This is a genomic window from Polaribacter sp. 11A2H (genome assembly GCF_011379025.1).
Taxonomy (GTDB): Bacteria; Bacteroidota; Bacteroidia; order Flavobacteriales; family Flavobacteriaceae; genus Polaribacter.
Window position 1 is genome coordinate 51,267 of record NZ_WTLD01000012.1, and the last position, 17,207, is coordinate 68,473.

Sequence of the window (17,207 nt, forward strand, 5' to 3'; positions counted from 1 at the left end):
ATGAAAACCAAGAGTATCATAGATTTTGTTGGAAATACACCACTTGTAGAAGTGCAAAATATCTTAAAGAAAGAAGGTGTTACTTTATTATTAAAACTAGAAGGAAATAATCCAGGAGGAAGTGTAAAAGATAGAGCAGCCTACTATATGATTTCTGAAGCAATTAAAAGAAAAAACATAAAGAAAGGTGATACTTTAGTAGAAGCAACAAGTGGAAACACGGGTATTGCATTGGCTTTAATGGCAAAAGTTTTAGGTGTAAATATGGTGCTTACAATGCCAGAAAACTCTACCATAGAACGTGTTAAAACAATGCGCGCATACGGAGCAAAAGTAATTTTAACTCCTGCAGATAAAGGTATTGAAGGAGCAATTGATTATGCTTTAAAGTTAAAATATAAAAAAGGATACTTTCGTTTAAATCAGTTTGATAATTTTGACAATCCGAAAGCACATTTTAATACAACAGGACCAGAAATTTGGAGAGATACAGAAGGAGAAGTTACTCATTTTGTTTCTGCCATGGGAACTACAGGTACCATTACTGGCGTTTCTGATTATTTAAAATCACAAAACGAAAATATTACCATTATTGGAGCGCAGCCAACAGAAGGAGCTAAAATACCTGGAATTAGAAAATGGTCTGAAGAATATATGCCCGCTATTTTTAAACCTAAAAAAATAGATCAAATATTTGAAGTAAGTGAAGAAGAGGCAAAAGAAATGACGGTTCGTTTGGCAAAAGAAGAAGGCATTTTTGCAGGAATGAGTAGTGGAGGATCTGTTGCTACCGCGTTAAAAGTAGCAAAATCAATAGATAAAGGTGTTATTGTTGCTATTATTTGTGATAGAGGAGATCGTTACTTATCATCAGATATCTACGAATAAATTATTAAAACAAGAAAAAAGTTCGTTACTTTGTAACGTAATTTAGTTCATTTATTAAATATTGTTATCAAGAAAGGTTGAGGGATTAGACCCGAGGAAGCCTTGGCAACCCTTTATCTTTAAAGAAGGTGCTAATTTCTACTGATTCTTTCTGAACTAGGTTCAGAACCTTTCAGAGAGATAACGGAAAAAGTATCAATTCTTCTTTTCCTGATAACACAAAAATTAATTTTCAGGAATGTCAAATATATACAAAGCTTTACAAGAAAGAATTTTGGTTTTAGATGGTGCTATGGGTACTATGCTACAAGCCTATAAATTCACGGAAGAAGATTTTAGGGGAGAACGTTTTAAAGACTATCCATCACCTTTACAAGGTAATAATGACTTGTTGTCAATAACGCAACCAGAAGCAATAAAAACCATTCATGGTAAATATTTTGAAGCTGGTGCAGATATTATAGAAACCAATACTTTTTCTGGAACTACTATTGCAATGGCAGATTATCAGATGGAAAATTTAGTGTACGAACTAAATTATCAATCTGCAAAAATTGCTAAAGAAGTTGCAAATGAGTTTACAGCAAAAGAACCACACAAACCTCGTTTTGTAGCAGGTTCTATTGGCCCAACAAACAGAACTGCAAGTATGTCTCCAGATGTAAATGATCCGGGTTATAGAGCAGTTACTTTTGATGAATTAAGAATTGCCTATAAACAACAAGTAGAAGCTTTATTAGATGGTGGTGCGGACTTATTGTTAGTAGAAACGGTGTTTGATACTCTAAATGCCAAAGCAGCATTATTTGCTATTGAAGAAGTAAAAGACGAGCGTAGTATTGATGTTCCAATTATGTTAAGTGGTACCATTACAGATGCTTCAGGTAGAACTTTATCTGGGCAAACTGCAGAAGCTTTTTTAATTTCTGTATCTCACATTCCTTTATTATCTGTAGGGTTTAATTGTGCCTTAGGAGCCAATTTATTACAACCTCATTTACAGGCTATTGCAAACAAAACGGACTTTGCTATTTCTGCCCATCCAAATGCAGGATTGCCAAATGCTTTTGGTGAGTACGACGAAACTGCAGAAGAAATGGGCGAGCAGATAGAAGAATATTTAAAGAAAGATTTAATCAATATTATCGGTGGATGTTGTGGAACATCACCTGAGCATATTAGAGAGATAGCAAGGATTTCGGGAAAATATAAGCCAAGAAATTTTGTAGTTATTCCAAGTAGAATAGAAAAAACTGTATAAATTAATAGACTTTACAAGCTTTTAAAACCAGTAAAGTATTATCATAATAAAAAAATCGATTATTTCTGTAGAGTCAGAAATTTCGTTATAAGTTAGAAGGAATAATGATACTAGAAGTTGCTACATTAAATATTAAAAAAGGTCTTTCAGATGCTTTTGAAAATCATTTTAAGAAGGCAGAAAAGATTATTTCTTCTATGAAAGGATATAACTCTCATCAATTAAAGAAATGTATTGAAGAAGAAGATAAATATATCTTATTAGTGAATTGGGAAACTCTAGAAGACCATGAAATTGGATTTAGAAAGTCTGATGAATATCAACAATGGAAAGAATTATTACATCATTTTTATGAACCTTTTCCAACAGTAGAACATTATAAATAATGAAAATAAAACAAACTAAATATATGAGATTGTCTGGTTTAGAACCTTTAATTCTAAACGAAAACAGCAATTTTATAAATGTTGGAGAACGTACAAATGTTGCGGGTTCTCGTAAGTTTTTAAGATTGATAAAAAACGAGCAATTTGATGAAGCTTTAGATATTGCTAGACACCAAGTAGATGGAGGAGCACAAATTATAGATATTAATTTTGATGACGGTTTAATTGACGGGAAACAAGCCATGGTTCGTTTCTTAAATTTAATTGCTGCAGAACCAGATATTTGTAGAGTGCCAATTATGATTGATAGCTCTAAATGGGAAATCATAGAAGCAGGTTTACAAGTTGTTCAAGGAAAATGCGTTGTAAACTCAATTTCACTTAAAGAAGGAAAAGAAAAATTTATTTGGGAAGCAAAACAAATAAAACGATATGGTGCTGCTGTAATTGTCATGGCTTTTGATGCAGAAGGACAAGCAGACAACTATGACCGTAGAATAGAAATTGCTAAAAAATCGTATGATATTTTAGTAGATGAAGTTGGTTTTCCTAGTGAAGATATAATTTTCGATTTAAATATATTTCCTGTTGCTACAGGAATGGATGAGCACAGAAGAAATGCCATCGATTTTATTGAAGCTACACGTTGGGTAAGAGAAAACTTAACCAACGCAAGTGTTAGTGGAGGTGTAAGTAATGTGTCGTTTTCTTTTAGGGGAAATGACGGAGTTAGAGAAGCTATGCATTCTGTATTTTTATATTATGCTATTCAGGCAGGTATGAATATGGGAATTGTAAACCCTGCACTTTTAGAAGTATATGACAATATTCCGAAAGATTTATTAGAGCGCGTAGAAGATGTGATTCTAGATAGAAGAGAAGATGCAACGGAACGTTTATTAGATTTTGCTGATACTGTAAAAGGTTCTAAAGTAGAAAAAACGGTAGATTTATCTTGGAGAGAAAACCCTTTACAAGATAGAATTACACATGCTTTGGTAAAAGGAATAGATGCTTTTATTATTGAAGATATAGAAACAGCAAGACAAGAAGCAACCTCACCAATTGAAGTGATTGAAGGTCATTTAATGATTGGTATGAATGTGGTTGGAGATTTATTTGGAGCAGGAAAAATGTTTTTACCGCAAGTAGTAAAATCTGCTCGTGTAATGAAAAAAGCAGTTGGTTACTTAAATCCCTTTATTGAAGCCGAAAAAGGAGACAAGCAAGAGCCTGTTGGTAAAATATTAATGGCAACTGTAAAAGGGGACGTGCATGATATTGGTAAAAATATTGTGAGTGTTGTTTTAGCATGTAATAATTACGAAATTGTAGATTTAGGCGTAATGGTTCCGCCAGAAAAAATTATTGAAATGGCTATTAGCGAGCGTGTAGATGCTATTGGTTTGTCTGGTTTAATTACACCGTCGTTAGATGAAATGGTGTATTTGGCAAAAGAAATGCAACGTCAGAATTTTGTATTGCCATTGTTAATTGGTGGTGCAACAACCTCTAAAGCGCATACTGCTGTTAAGATTGATACACAATATAAAAATGCGGTTGTGCATGTAAATGATGCTTCTAGAGCAGTAACTGTTGTAGGTGATTTATTAAATAAGAAAACATCACATGAGTACGTTGCCAAAATGAAAAAAGATTATGATGAATTTAGAACCAAGTTTTTAAAACGAGGGAAAGAAAAATCATACATTTCATTAAAGGAAGCACGTAAGCGTAAATATAAAATAGATTGGAAAACGTCTGAGATTGTAAAACCTAATGAATTAGGTATTCAGACTTTAGAACAATTAAGTTTAAAAGAATTATTACCTTTTATAGATTGGAGTCCGTTTTTTAGAAGTTGGGATTTACATGGTAAGTTTCCAGCTATTTTAAAGGATGAGGTTGTTGGTGAGCAAGCTACTATTATGTATGATGAAGCTCAGGCAATGATTAAAGAAATTATTGCGAAACAATTGTTAAAACCAAAAGCTGTTTTTGGTTTGTTTGAGGCAAATACTATAAATGATGATGATATTGCTGTAAAGAAAAAAGGAGGAGAAGAATTTATTTTTAGAACTTTACGTCAGCAATTAAAAAAGAGAGAAGGAATTCCGAATCATGCGTTATCAGATTTTATTGCACCAAAAGAAACTGGTAGAACAGATTATATAGGATCATTTTGTGTAGGTATTTTTGGAGCACAAGAATTAGCAGAAAGTTATAAGGCAAAAGAAGACGATTACAATGCAATTATGGCACAAGCAATTGCAGACCGTTTTGCAGAAGCAATGGCAGAATACTTGCATAAACAAGTTAGAACTAGACATTGGGGTTCTGATACAGATGAAGGTTTAACAAACGATGATCTAATAAAAGAAAGTTACAAAGGGATACGTCCTGCACCAGGATATCCTGCATGTCCAGATCATTTAGAAAAAGAAACCATTTGGGAATTGCTTAAAGTGGAAGAAAATATAGGTGTTACTTTAACAGAAAGTATGGCAATGTGGCCAGCTGCAGCAGTATCTGGTTATTATTTTGCAAACAAAGAATCTAAGTATTTTGGTCTGGGTAAAATTACCGATGATCAAGTAACAGATTATTCAACAAGAAAAGGAATTACAAAGGAGAAAGCTAGAAAATGGTTGCATCCAACACTTGCTGAAGAATAAAAGTTCACCTGAACTTTTACAAAAGGAAGGAAAGGATTATACTATTGTGAGACCCTTCAGGTTTTTAAAACCTGAAGGGTCTAAAAGAAGAGTTTTATAATAGGTAAGAAAAAGGTTTTAAACCCTTCCAGGATTAATCTTACAAAATGAGTATATATGGAATTTATAGAATTACATTTAGGAAGTTATGTTATTTCTCATGGTTTTGATAAAAACAATAAGGAGAAAATGACTCCAATTGCTGCAGAGAAGTTTGGAAAGAAGTTAATTGCAGTTTCTAGAATTAAATCTTTAAGCGAAAAATATATTTTGACTGATTATGTAGATGGAAGATGGATTTATTGGGAATACAAAGAAGATTTCGAAGATGTAAAAAAGCAGCTAAAGAGCCCATCCTAACTTTCCCGAAGGGAAGGAACACTCAGATGGAATCTAATAGGTTAGAAAGAGTGTTGGTAAAAATAAATTTAGATAAAGCAAAGATTTGTTTTTTACTGTAGAATTGGCACAGGCTTTAGCCTGTGTTAAAATTAATGAATAGAATATTGGCTTTAGCCAAACGTTAAAAGGTAGAAAGTATTCAGAAAAAAGAATTATTAACAGCGCTATTTTAACGCAAGAGTAAGTTTTGCGTTAGCGCTTGAAACCTTTCGACTATGCTCAAGACAGGCTCTATCCTTTTTGCTTTTTCGGCAAAAAGATATAGTCTTTCGGCTCAGCTCAAGATAAATTACAAGCGCCACCCTTGTGGTAACGCCAAAAGATAAAATAAATATTAATACAAAATAACCCGCAACAGTTTTCCTCCTTCGGAGGGATTAAGGGAGGCTAATGAAAGTTACAGATCACATTAAAAAAGCAAACGGAAAAACATTATTTTCTTTTGAGGTAATTCCGCCACAAAAAGGAAAAAATATTCAAGATTTATATAACAATATAGATCCTTTAATGGAATTTAATCCACCTTTTATAGATGTAACAACTTCTAGAGAAGAATATGTTTATGTAGACAAAGGAAACGGACTTTTAGATAAGAGAATTACTAGAATGCGCCCAGGGACGGTAGGTATTTGTGCGTCTATTATGCATAAATATAAGGTAGATGCAATTCCGCATTTATTGTGTGGAGGTTTCACCAAAGAAGAAACAGAATATGTTTTGGTAGATTGTCATTATTTAGGGTTGGATAATGTGGTTGCTTTAAGAGGAGATGCTAGAAAAGATGAGTCTTATTTTAAGGCAACCGAAGGAGGTAATGCCTTTGCAAGCGATTTGGTACAACAAATATCTGATTTAAATAAAGGAAAATATTTACATGACGATATTATAGTAGAGCATAATTATGATTTTTGTGTAGGTGTTGCAGGATATCCAGAAAAACATATGGAATCTCCGTCTTTAAACACAGATTTAAAACGTTTAAAACAAAAGGTAGATGCGGGTGCAGATTATGTGGTAACGCAAATGTTTTTTGATAATAATAAATATTTCGAGTTTGTTAAAAAAGCAAGAGAAATAGGTATTACAATACCAATTATTCCAGGAATTAAGCCGCTTGCAGTAAAAAGACATTTACAAATATTGCCTCAAGTTTTTAAAATAGATTTACCAGAAGATTTAATAGATGCTGTAGAGGGTTGTAAAGATAATAAGGCTGTAAGACAAGTAGGTATTGAGTTTGCTATTCAGCAATCTAAAGAGTTAAAAGAAGCAGGTGTGCCGTTTTTACATTATTATTCTATGGGTAAAAGTGATAATATACATGCAATTGCATCAAAGTTATTTTAGGCAATAATTTACGGGTAAGCATTAAAAAAAAACAGGAATTCTTATTTTTAATTTGGTGAAGTTTAATGTGGGAGTTGTTTTTTAAAGCAAAAAATATAGCTGCTATTAAAAATAGGTATACTGAATTTATCTGAAGTTTATGGCTATTTTTTTATTGTAAGGATAACTAGTATTGATAGACAAATAAGAAAAAGTAATTTTTTAGAAAACTACGAAGTAAATAAAATGATTACTTTTGTAGTTCGAAACTAAAATAATAATTTAAAAATATAAAAATGGCATTAGAAATTACAGACGCAAACTTTGACGAATTAGTATTAAAATCTGACAAACCAGTATTAGTAGATTTTTGGGCAGCTTGGTGTGGACCATGTAGAATGGTAGGGCCAATTGTTGATGAAATTTATACTGAGTATGAAGGAAAAGCCATTGTAGGTAAAGTAGATGTTGATGCTAACCAAGAATTTGCAGCAAAATACGGAGTGCGTAACATACCAACTGTTTTAATCTTTAAAAACGGAGAAGTTGTAGACAAGCAAGTAGGTGTTGCACCTAAAAATGTGTATACAGGTAAAATCGATGCAGCTATATAAGTAGTATTCATCTTTTATAATATTAAAAAGGTTTGGCTAACGTCAAACCTTTTTTTATTTTAGTGAAACTCAATTTTGATACATAGCGAAGCTATGAAGTCAAAATTGTAAGTTGAACTAATCCCGCTTTTTAGCGGGATCTTATTATAATATTTTAAGATATTATTGAAATTGTTTCTCTGGTTTTTATCGAAATTGGTTTACGATTATAATTTAAAAAAAGAATTTGAATGAGATTTTATATTTACGTTTTATGTATATTTTTTTTTATTTCTTGTGATAAACAAGAGAATCAATTAAAACTAGAAAAGGGAATTTCTTTTGAGTTAGCCAAATACAGAAAACAACAAATTGCTGATGTTGTTTATAATGTACATTTTAAAATTCCGAAGGAAAAAGAAAAGAAGATAGCATCTAAATTAATAGTTAATTTTACTATCAATGATTTAAAAAATAATGTTTTTCTTGATTTTAACGAGGATGTTTCTAAGTTGAAATCTATAAAAGTAAACGGAGAAATATCGATAATAAATCATCAGAAAGAACACGTTATTATTGATAAGAAACGATTGAGTTTAGGTGAAAACTCAATAGAAATATTATTTGAAGCAGGAGAAAAATCACTCAACAGAAATGAAGAGTTTTTATATACCTTATTAGTTCCGGATAGAGCAAGTACGTTGTTTCCTTGTTTTGATCAGCCAGATATAAAAGCCAACTACAATTTAAGGATTACAGCGCCAAAAGATTGGAAAGTCTTGTCAGGTGGTTTTGAAGAAAGTAGTTTAGAAATAGATGGTTTTATAGAGCATACTTTTGCAACTTCAGATTTAATGAGTACGTATTTATTCTCTTTTGTAGCAGGTAAATTTACAGAAGAAACTCAAAACCCAGGAGCGTTTGATATGCGTTTTTTGTACCGAGAAAATAATAAACAAAAGATAAGTGAAAGTGTAGATGAGGTGTTTAACATTCATCAGAAATCGATTGACTTTTTAGAAGAATATACACAAGTTAAATTCCCGTTTCAAAAAATGGATTTTGCTGCCATTCCGCCTTTTCAGTATGGAGGAATGGAACATATTGGTGCTATACAATACAGACAATCGGCTTTATTTTTAGATAAGAATGCTACGTTAAATGCTAAATTAAGAAGGGCAAAATTAATTGCCCATGAAACATCGCATATGTGGTTTGGAGATTTGGTTACCATGAAATGGTTTAATGATGTTTGGATGAAAGAGGTGTTTGCTAATTTTATGGCAGATAAAATTATGAATCCTGTTTTTCCAGAAGTAAATCATAATCTTAATTTTATGATGTCTCATTACCCAAGTGCTTATTCTGAAGACAGAACAAAGGGAACAAATGCAATTAGACAGTATTTAGGCAACTTAAAAGATGCGGGCTCTTTATACGGAAGAATTATTTACAACAAAGCGCCAATTATGATGCGTCAGTTAGAAGCATTATTAGGTGAAGAGACTTTTAAAGAAGGAATTCAAGAATACATAAAAAAGTATGAGAACTCTAATGCAGACTGGAACGAGTTGGTTGCTATTTTAGATAATAAATCACCAGGAAACATAAAAAAATGGAGTGATGTTTGGGTAAATTCACCTGGTAGACCTGTATTTTATGAAGAAGTTGAGTTAAATGAAAAAGGTAATGTAACTAAGTTTGTAATCCATCAAAAAGCAGAAGATGGTTCTAATAAAATTTGGACACAATCTTTTAAAATTAAATTGATCGATAAAAGAGGGTATGAGAAAATTATCAACCTAAAGAATATGGGGAAATCTTTTAATATTACTTCGGCTACAAAAGATTTTAAACCCGGACAAGTTTTGTACAATATAAACGGGTTTGGTTATGGAGTTTTTCCTATTTATAATAAGGAAATAGATAGATATCAAAATATAACAGATGAGGTTTCTAGAGGTTCTCAATACATTAATTTATATGAAAACATGCTAATAGGAGAAGTTAGCCCGTTAGAAACCTATCAAATTTATTTGAATGCGATTCAAGTGGAAGAAAATGAATTGATAACAAGTTATTTGTCCGGAAGAATACAGACAATTTTTTGGACTTTCTTAACTGAAGGACAGCAAAATAATATTCAGAAGACAACAGAGAATCAGATTTATAAACTATTAGAAAAAGAGTTGCCTAAAAATATTAAGAAGACTTTGTTTAAATTGTATCAATCAATTGCAATTTCTGAAGTCGGTAAAGATCATTTATACCAAATTTGGAAAGAAAATAAGCGTATTAAGAATCTTCTTTTAAATGAAGATGATTTTACTTCTTTGGCGATGAAGTTGGTGATTTTTAAGCATTCTAAATCATTAGATATTTTAAAGCAACAACTAGTTAAAATAACCAATGAAGATAGGTTAGAGCGTTTTAATTGGTTGATGCCATCTCTTTCTGATGATGAAAATGTAAGAGATCACTTTATGAAGTTGCTTTTACAAACAGAGAATAGGGAAAAAGAACCTTGGGTAGAAACTGCTCTGAGTAATATACACCACCCGTTAAGACAAAAAGCATCAGCAAAACATTTAAAATCTGTTTTAGAAACATTAGAAGAAGTTCAATTAACAGGTGATATCTTTTTTCCTAAAGGATGGTTAGCGAGTTCTATTGGCCAATATTCTTCTAAAGAAGCAAGAGTTGTGTTAGGTCAATTTTTAGAAGAGCATCCAGATTACAATGCTATCTTATTAAAGAAGTTATTGCAGACTACAGATAATTTAACAAGAGCTCAAAATATTAAAAAATAATATGGATTTATCTGAAGTGAAATCAGAAATAAAAAACCTAGATCTGTTAGCAAAACAAGTGGTAGAAGGTTTTATTACCGGAATTCATAAAAGTCCATTTCACGGGTTTTCTGTAGAGTTTTCTGAGCATAAATTATACAATAAAGGAGAAAGTACGCGTCATATAGATTGGAAGCTTTTTGCAAAGACAGAGAAGTTGTACACTAAAAAATATGAAGAAGAAACCAATTTAAGGTGCCATATTATCATAGATAATTCTGCTTCTATGCATTATCCTATTGTAAAAAAGCAAACGGTAGAGAATTTAAACAAAGTTGGATTTTCTGCAGTTGCCTCGGCGTCATTAATGGAAATACTAAAAAGACAAAGAGATGCAGTTGGTTTAAGTATTTATGGCGATAGTTATGAATATTATGCTCCAGAAAAGGGGAGCGATCGGCACAGAAAGATGTTGTTGCATCAATTAGAGCAATTATTGGTTTCAGAATCTAAATCTTCTACAGAGACCTATAAATACTTACATGAAATTGCAGAGAAAATACACAGGCGTTCATTAATTTTTGTTTTTACAGACATGTTTCAACCGAATAAAGATAATGAAACACTTTTTGAAGCTTTAAAACATCTTAAATTTAATAAACATGAGGTTATTTTGTTTCATACTTATGATGGAGAAACAGAATTTAACTTCAATTTTGACAATAATCCTAAAAAGTTTGTAGATGTTGAAACTGGAGAAGAAATTAATATATACGCAGAAAATATTAGAGAAAAGTACACTGCATTAGTTGGCGATTATTTTAAAGAATTGAAAAATAAATGTTTACAATATAAAATTGATTATATCCCTGTAGATATATGTAAAGGATACAATGCAGTTTTAACGGCATATTTAATTAGTAGAAAAAAAATATAAACTTTTTTTAATTTTATGCTTGTGTATCTAGAAATACATTGTATATTTGCAACCGCTTAAAGCAACGGTCTGGTAGTTCAGTTGGTTAGAATACCTGCCTGTCACGCAGGGGGTCGCGGGTTCGAGTCCCGTCCAGACCGCAAAAAGCACTTCATTTATGAAGTGCTTTTTTTGTGTCTAAATTTTAGTTGAAAAGCATTAAAATTATATAAAATGAAATTATTTTAAAATTATTTCATTTTTTTGTTGCGTATGTAAAAATAGATTGTATATTTGCAACCGCTTAAAGCAACGGTCTGGTAGTTCAGTTGGTTAGAATACCTGCCTGTCACGCAGGGGGTCGCGGGTTCGAGTCCCGTCCAGACCGCGAAAAGCACTTCATTTATGAGGTGCTTTTTTTGTGTTTATAAGTTTCTGTATCGCTATAGTTGTTTGCGGTGTTTTTAAAAGCTATTGAGGTAATGTTAATCTATGGCTCAATTATTTATTTTCATTCCATCAGCTTGCTGTAAAAACGAAAAAAGGCGCATTGTTGAATGCACCTTTTTAAAATATGATAATAAAGTATTTTTGTTTTAGAATCCTTGAGCAATTTTGTCTAATTCAATACTATTTAATATTGAAATATCCTTTCCTTTAAACTCAATAATTTTCTTCTTTTTTAATTCAGATAATAAGCGAATAGCAGACTCTGTTGCTGTTCCTATAATGTTGGCAATATCTTCTCTAGAAAGGTGAATATTTATAGATCCGTCTGCATTTGTACCAAACTTTTTATGTAGATTTAAAAGTGTTTCAGCCAAACGTTGCTTTACTGTTTTTTGAGCCATATCTACAATAACATTATCAGCTTGCTTTAAGGTTTGAGCCATGTCTTTAAGCACATTCATTGTAAAGTTTGGGTTTTTAGATAAATCCTTTAAAATTTCTTCTTTAGGAATAAAACAGACTTCCATGTCGTTTAAAGCAACTGCTTTAAGGTTAGATACTTCGTCAGAGATTAAACTTCTTTCTCCTAATAAATCACCTTTGGTTACCAAACTAATAATTTGATTTCTACCATTTTCACTCATTTTAGAAACCTTACAAACACCATCTTTAATGCAGAAAACACCTTTTAATCGCTCTCCTTCTTCAAAAATAGCCTCTCCCTTTTTTATAACTTTAGATGTTTTGCAGTTAGATATCTTAACCAGTTCTTCTTTAGTTAAGTGTTGTAAGGAATTAAATTGACGAATAATACATTGCTCGCATTTACTCATAATGACTAATGGTATTTGAGAGTCAAAGATATTAAAAATGTGATATATATCATGTTCTAAAGCATGATTCTTATTGTAAATTTGCAAAAGGCAAAAGAGTAAATATGAAATCTACACAATGTTATCACTGTGGTGATTCTTGTGATGATAATTTAATTAAGTTCGATGAAAAGAGTTTCTGTTGCAATGGTTGTAAGACTGTTTATGAAATTTTTTCTGAAAATGATTTAACTTGTTATTACAATTTTCAAGACAATCCAGGGGCAATTCCTACCGAAATTAAAGGGAAATACGACTTTTTAGAGAATATAGAAATCGCTGAAAAGTTATTAGACTTTAATGATGGTAATACACAAATAGCGACGCTTTATATTCCGCATATTCACTGTAGTTCTTGTATTTGGGTGTTGGAAAATTTAAATAAATTAAATCCTAAAATTTCTACATCTCAAGTAGATTTTCGAAAGAAAAAAGTAAGAGTTACATTTAATTCAGATAAAACATCTTTAAAAGAAATTGTACTTTTATTAAGTTCTATTGGTTATGAACCCTACATTAGTTTAGATGATTATGAAGGTGGAAAAAAAGCTGTAGACAGAAGTCTAATTTATAAATTAGGGATTGCGGGTTTTGCATTCGGAAACGTTATGTTTTTGTCTTTTCCGGAATATTTTGAAGTAGATGGTTTTTGGATTGAGAAATATAAAACGCTCTTTAGGTGGTTAATGTTTGCTTTTTCTTTACCAGTTGTTTTTTATGCAGGACAAGGTTATTTTATTTCTGCTTTCAAAGGGTTACGATCTAAAATTTTAAATATTGATGTTCCTATAGCTCTGGGTATTTTAGTGCTATTTATTAGGAGTACTGTAGAGATTATTTTCGATTTAGGAACTGGTTTTTTCGACAGTTTAACAGGGTTGGTTTTCTTCCTTTTATTAGGAAAGTTCTTTCAGCAGAAAACATACAACTTCCTGTCTTTTGAACGAGATTATAAATCTTATTTTCCTATTGCTGTTACCCGCATAACATCTAAAGGAAAAGAAGAAAATGTGGCTATTTATGATATTGTAAAAGGAGATAGATTACTTATTAGAAACCAAGAATTAATTCCTACGGATGGTATTCTTATCAATGGAACTGCAGATATTGATTATAGTTTTGTTACCGGAGAAGCGGAGCCTGTTTCTAAAAAATCTGGCGATAAATTATTTGCTGGTGGTAAACAACTTTCAGGAATCATAGAAATGGAAGTTTTAGCCTCTGTTTCTCAAAGTTACTTAACGCAATTATGGAGCAATGATGTGTTTAACAAAGATAATCAATCTCATTTTAAGACAATTACAGATAAAATTAGTAAGAATTTTACCATCATAGTATTATCGGTTGCTTTGTTATCAACCACATTTTGGTTATTTTTTGATGCTAGTAAAGCTTTAAACGTATTTACTGCTGTTTTAATTATAGCGTGTCCTTGTGCAATTGCTTTAGCAGCTCCATTTGCCTTAGGTAATATGTTACGCATTTTTGGGAAGGAAAAATTTTATTTAAAAAATGCAACTGTTGTAGAGCAGTTGGCAGCCATAGATTCTATTATTTTTGATAAAACAGGTACATTAACCACACATAAAGAAAATACGATTTCTTATGATGGTATTCAGTTAAATAATCAAGAGAAAAGTATTTTAAAAAGTTCTTTAAGAGCTTCTAATCATCCGTTAAGTAGAACTTTGTATGATAGTTTAGGAGAGGTAGAGGTACTTGCTATTTCTAATTTTAAAGAAATTGTAGGAAAAGGTATTGAAGTAAGTTGTAAAGATGTAAAATTAAAGTTAGGTTCTTCTTCTTTTGTTAATGATAATACAGATATCTCTGCTTTAGATACCGCTGTATATGTTAGTTTTAATGAGGTTTATAAAGGGAAGTTTGTCTTTAAAAATTCTTATAGAGAAGGTGTAAAAGACTTATTTACTTCTTTAAAAGTAGCATATCAATTATCAGTTGTTTCTGGTGATAATGAAGGTGAAAGAGTTTATTTAGAAGATAATCTACCAGAAGGCACCCATTTATTATTTAACCAAAAACCAGAAGATAAATTAGAAGTCGTTGCAGATCTTCAGCAAAAACATCAAAAAGTAATGATGATTGGAGATGGTTTAAATGATGCAGGTGCTTTGGCAAAAAGTGATGTTGGTATTGCGTTGTCAGAAAATATTAATGTGTTTTCTCCAGCTTGTGACGGAATTTTAGATGCATCAAAATTTAATAAAATAGGAGCCTATATATTGGCTTCTAAAAAAGCGATTAAAGTTATTAAATACAGTTTTATACTGTCTCTATGTTATAATGTAATAGGATTGTATTTTGCTGTAACGGGACAATTAATACCTGTAATGGCAGCGATTTTAATGCCTTTAAGTTCTATCAGTATTGTGGTTTTTACAACAATCTCTACCAATTTAATCGGAAACAAAATAAAATAATTATGAGTGTTCATATCGAAGCAAAAAAAGGAGAAATAGCAGAAACAGTTTTGTTGCCTGGAGATCCTATGAGAGCCAAATGGATTGCAGATACTTTTTTGAAAGATGTTAAGCAATACAATGATGTGAGAGGTATGTTGGGTTTTACAGGCACTTATAACGGTAAAGAAATATCTGTGCAAGGAACAGGAATGGGCATACCATCTACCCTAATTTATGCTACAGAATTAATTACAGAATATGGTGTAAAAAACCTAATTAGAGTTGGTTCTGCAGGCTCTTATCAGAAAGATGTAAAAATAAGAGATATTGTTTTGGCAATGTCAGCTTCTACCAATTCGGGTTTAAATACCATTCGTTTTAACGGAGCAGATTATGCACCAACTGCGAGCTTTAAATTATTTCAGAAAGCAGTAGAAGTTGCAAAAGAAAAAAATATAACTGTAAATGCTGGAGGGGTTTTAAGTTCAGATGAATTTTATGCAGATGAATTTGATAGTTATAAAAAATGGGCAGATTATGGTGTTTTATGTGTAGAAATGGAAACTGCTGGTTTATACACGGTAGCAGCAAAACACAATGTAAACGCATTGTCTATTTTAACTATTTCTGATAGTTTGGTTACCAAAGAAAGAACTACCGCAGAGGAGAGAGAACAAACCTTTAAGGAAATGATAGAAATTGCTTTAGAGCTTACTTAAAAATATTTAAAATGAAAAAATCACTAGTACAAAAATATAACATTCCAGGACCAAGATATACCAGTTATCCAACTGTGCCTTATTGGAACAAAGCAGGAATAGATAAACAAGATTGGATACAGTCTTTTCAAACCTCTTTTAAAGAAAGTAATGCATCCGAAGGAATAAGTATTTACATTCATTTACCTTTTTGTGAAAGTTTGTGTACGTTTTGTGCGTGTCATAAACACATTACAAAACGTCATGAAGTAGAAGATGAATATATAGATACCGTTTTAAAAGAATGGAAATTATATGTGGCTTTGGTAGATGAAGTTCCGGTTGTAAAAGAATTGCATTTAGGAGGTGGAACTCCAACTTTTTTCTCAAAAGAAAACCTAAAATATTTAATGGATGGCATTTTCGAAATTGCAAAAAAACATCCAGAAGCAGAGTTTAGTTTTGAAGGACATCCTAATAATACTACCAAAGAACAATTACAAACGCTGTTTGATGAAGGCTATACAAGAGTAAGTTTTGGTGTGCAGGATTATAATGAAAAAGTACAAAAAGCAATTCATAGAGTCCAGCCTTTTGAAGCTGTAGAGCAGGTGACTAGATGGTCTCGAGAAATTGGGTATACTTCTGTCAGTCACGATTTAATTTTTGGATTACCACACCAAACCAAAGAAAACGTTATTTATAGCATTAACAAAACAAAAGAATTACAACCAGACAGAATTTCATTTTATAGTTACGCACACGTACCTTGGGTAAAAGGTGTTGGGCAAAGAGGTTTTAATGAAGATGATTTACCCAAAGATGATGAAAAAAGAGCCTTATATGAAATAGGGAAAGAACTTTTTGCAGAGTTAGGGTATGTAGAAATTGGTATGGATCATTTTGCACTAAAGACCGATAGTTTGTATAAAGCCACCATCAACAAAACATTGCACAGGAATTTTATGGGCTATACTGCCAATAAAACAAAGCTAATGATTGGTTTAGGAATGTCTGCAATTTCCGATTCTTGGTATGCATTTGCGCAAAATGTAAAGACAGTAAAAGAATATCAGAAAATTGTAAACGAAGGAGAGATTCCAATTTTTAGAGGACACCTTTTATCTGAAGAAGATAGAGTTATTAGAAAACATATCTTAAATATTATGTGTCATTTTTCCACTTCGTGGGAAGACAAAACAATGAACATCAATAATATTGAAGAACATTTAGCATTGTTAAGCGAAATGGAGCAAGACGGATTGGTTAAAATTGATGTAAAATCAAAATCTTTATCAATACCAGAAGAGGCAAGACCTTATGTACGAAACATTTGTATGGCATTTGATTTGCATCTTTTAAAAAATAAGCCAAAAACACAGTTATTTTCTATGACTATTTAACAAAAAATTAAGATATTTACTAAACATGATATTTGTCATGTTTTAAGAAACGGACCAATACTATTTTTGACAAATCAATTATCAGG

At 31.6% G+C, this 17,207-nt stretch carries 13 protein-coding genes, 2 tRNA genes and 1 riboswitch; of the genes, 14 read left to right on the forward strand and 1 reads right to left on the reverse strand.

What is annotated here, in order from left to right:
• The 11 genes from cysM to GQS58_RS13985 all read left to right on the forward strand — a co-directional run bounded on the left by cysM (nt 1) and on the right by GQS58_RS13985 (nt 11,663).
• Entirely contained in the window at nt 1–888 is an 888-nt protein-coding gene (cysM, locus tag GQS58_RS13935; protein ID WP_166386955.1) for a cysteine synthase CysM, read from the forward strand.
• A 61-nt stretch (nt 889–949) separates the two neighbouring features.
• Nucleotides 950–1,075: riboswitch (SAM riboswitch) on the forward strand.
• 51 nt (nt 1,076–1,126) lie between these two features.
• Nucleotides 1,127–2,149 (forward strand): homocysteine S-methyltransferase family protein, encoded by a 1,023-nt coding sequence (locus GQS58_RS13940; RefSeq protein ID WP_166386957.1) that lies wholly within the window; start codon nt 1,127–1,129, stop codon nt 2,147–2,149.
• A gap of 104 nt (nt 2,150–2,253) precedes the next feature.
• Complete coding sequence (locus GQS58_RS13945) at nt 2,254–2,535, forward strand: antibiotic biosynthesis monooxygenase family protein (protein WP_166386959.1); 282 nt, start codon at nt 2,254–2,256, stop codon at nt 2,533–2,535.
• Nucleotides 2,535–5,210: a methionine synthase gene (gene metH, locus GQS58_RS13950; RefSeq protein ID WP_166386961.1), complete on the forward strand. Its 2,676-nt coding sequence runs from the start codon at nt 2,535–2,537 to the stop codon at nt 5,208–5,210. Before GQS58_RS13945 ends, metH begins: the two co-directional genes overlap by 1 nt.
• A 156-nt stretch (nt 5,211–5,366) precedes the next feature.
• Nucleotides 5,367–5,609: a hypothetical protein gene (locus tag GQS58_RS13955; protein ID WP_166386963.1), complete on the forward strand. Its 243-nt coding sequence runs from the start codon at nt 5,367–5,369 to the stop codon at nt 5,607–5,609.
• 432 nt (nt 5,610–6,041) lie between these two features.
• Nucleotides 6,042–6,998 (forward strand): methylenetetrahydrofolate reductase [NAD(P)H], encoded by a 957-nt coding sequence (metF, locus tag GQS58_RS13960; protein ID WP_166386965.1) that lies wholly within the window; start codon nt 6,042–6,044, stop codon nt 6,996–6,998.
• 275 nt (nt 6,999–7,273) lie between these two features.
• Nucleotides 7,274–7,591, forward strand: coding sequence for a thioredoxin (trxA, locus tag GQS58_RS13965; RefSeq protein ID WP_166386967.1), 318 nt, complete (start codon nt 7,274–7,276; stop codon nt 7,589–7,591).
• 230 nt (nt 7,592–7,821) lie between these two features.
• On the forward strand, nt 7,822–10,380 hold the full coding sequence (locus tag GQS58_RS13970; RefSeq protein ID WP_166386969.1) for a M1 family metallopeptidase: 2,559 nt from the start codon (nt 7,822–7,824) through the stop codon (nt 10,378–10,380).
• A gap of 1 nt (nt 10,381) precedes the next feature.
• Nucleotides 10,382–11,296: a DUF58 domain-containing protein gene (locus GQS58_RS13975; protein ID WP_166386971.1), complete on the forward strand. Its 915-nt coding sequence runs from the start codon at nt 10,382–10,384 to the stop codon at nt 11,294–11,296.
• A gap of 66 nt (nt 11,297–11,362) precedes the next feature.
• Nucleotides 11,363–11,436 (forward strand) — tRNA-Asp (locus GQS58_RS13980).
• Between the two features lie 153 nt (nt 11,437–11,589).
• A tRNA-Asp gene (locus tag GQS58_RS13985) sits at nt 11,590–11,663 on the forward strand.
• 208 nt (nt 11,664–11,871) lie between these two features.
• Here the strand turns inward: GQS58_RS13985 and GQS58_RS13990 are convergent.
• Nucleotides 11,872–12,558 (reverse strand): Crp/Fnr family transcriptional regulator, encoded by a 687-nt coding sequence (locus GQS58_RS13990; RefSeq protein WP_166386973.1) that lies wholly within the window; start codon nt 12,556–12,558, stop codon nt 11,872–11,874.
• Nucleotides 12,559–12,662: 104 nt separating this feature from the next.
• Here GQS58_RS13990 and GQS58_RS13995 point away from each other — a divergent pair, with 104 nt between their 5' ends.
• From GQS58_RS13995 to hemN, 3 genes are read left to right on the forward strand one after another with little or no spacing between them, the layout of a single operon-like run.
• Nucleotides 12,663–15,038, forward strand: a complete 2,376-nt coding sequence (locus tag GQS58_RS13995; protein WP_166386975.1) for a heavy metal translocating P-type ATPase — start codon at nt 12,663–12,665, stop codon at nt 15,036–15,038.
• 2 nt (nt 15,039–15,040) lie between these two features.
• Nucleotides 15,041–15,739: a purine-nucleoside phosphorylase gene (gene deoD / locus GQS58_RS14000; RefSeq protein ID WP_166386977.1), complete on the forward strand. Its 699-nt coding sequence runs from the start codon at nt 15,041–15,043 to the stop codon at nt 15,737–15,739.
• Between the two features lie 11 nt (nt 15,740–15,750).
• Nucleotides 15,751–17,121, forward strand: a complete 1,371-nt coding sequence (gene hemN, locus GQS58_RS14005) for an oxygen-independent coproporphyrinogen III oxidase (protein ID WP_166386979.1) — start codon at nt 15,751–15,753, stop codon at nt 17,119–17,121.
• Nucleotides 17,122–17,207: the final 86 nt, after the last annotated feature.

What these genes read in the sequence shown, in the direction of transcription:
- cysM (WP_166386955.1), top strand. Translation starts at nt 1, where the DNA reads ATGAAAACCAAGAGTATCATAGATTTTGTTGGAAATACACCACTTGTA.
- GQS58_RS13940 (WP_166386957.1), top strand. Translation starts at nt 1,127, where the DNA reads ATGTCAAATATATACAAAGCTTTACAAGAAAGAATTTTGGTTTTAGAT.
- GQS58_RS13945 (WP_166386959.1), top strand. Translation starts at nt 2,254, where the DNA reads ATGATACTAGAAGTTGCTACATTAAATATTAAAAAAGGTCTTTCAGAT.
- metH (WP_166386961.1), top strand. Translation starts at nt 2,535, where the DNA reads ATGAAAATAAAACAAACTAAATATATGAGATTGTCTGGTTTAGAACCT.
- GQS58_RS13955 (WP_166386963.1), top strand. Translation starts at nt 5,367, where the DNA reads ATGGAATTTATAGAATTACATTTAGGAAGTTATGTTATTTCTCATGGT.
- metF (WP_166386965.1), top strand. Translation starts at nt 6,042, where the DNA reads ATGAAAGTTACAGATCACATTAAAAAAGCAAACGGAAAAACATTATTT.
- trxA (WP_166386967.1), top strand. Translation starts at nt 7,274, where the DNA reads ATGGCATTAGAAATTACAGACGCAAACTTTGACGAATTAGTATTAAAA.
- GQS58_RS13970 (WP_166386969.1), top strand. Translation starts at nt 7,822, where the DNA reads ATGAGATTTTATATTTACGTTTTATGTATATTTTTTTTTATTTCTTGT.
- GQS58_RS13975 (WP_166386971.1), top strand. Translation starts at nt 10,382, where the DNA reads ATGGATTTATCTGAAGTGAAATCAGAAATAAAAAACCTAGATCTGTTA.
- GQS58_RS13990 (WP_166386973.1), bottom strand. Translation starts at nt 12,558, where the DNA reads ATGAGTAAATGCGAGCAATGTATTATTCGTCAATTTAATTCCTTACAA.
- GQS58_RS13995 (WP_166386975.1), top strand. Translation starts at nt 12,663, where the DNA reads ATGAAATCTACACAATGTTATCACTGTGGTGATTCTTGTGATGATAAT.
- deoD (WP_166386977.1), top strand. Translation starts at nt 15,041, where the DNA reads ATGAGTGTTCATATCGAAGCAAAAAAAGGAGAAATAGCAGAAACAGTT.
- hemN (WP_166386979.1), top strand. Translation starts at nt 15,751, where the DNA reads ATGAAAAAATCACTAGTACAAAAATATAACATTCCAGGACCAAGATAT.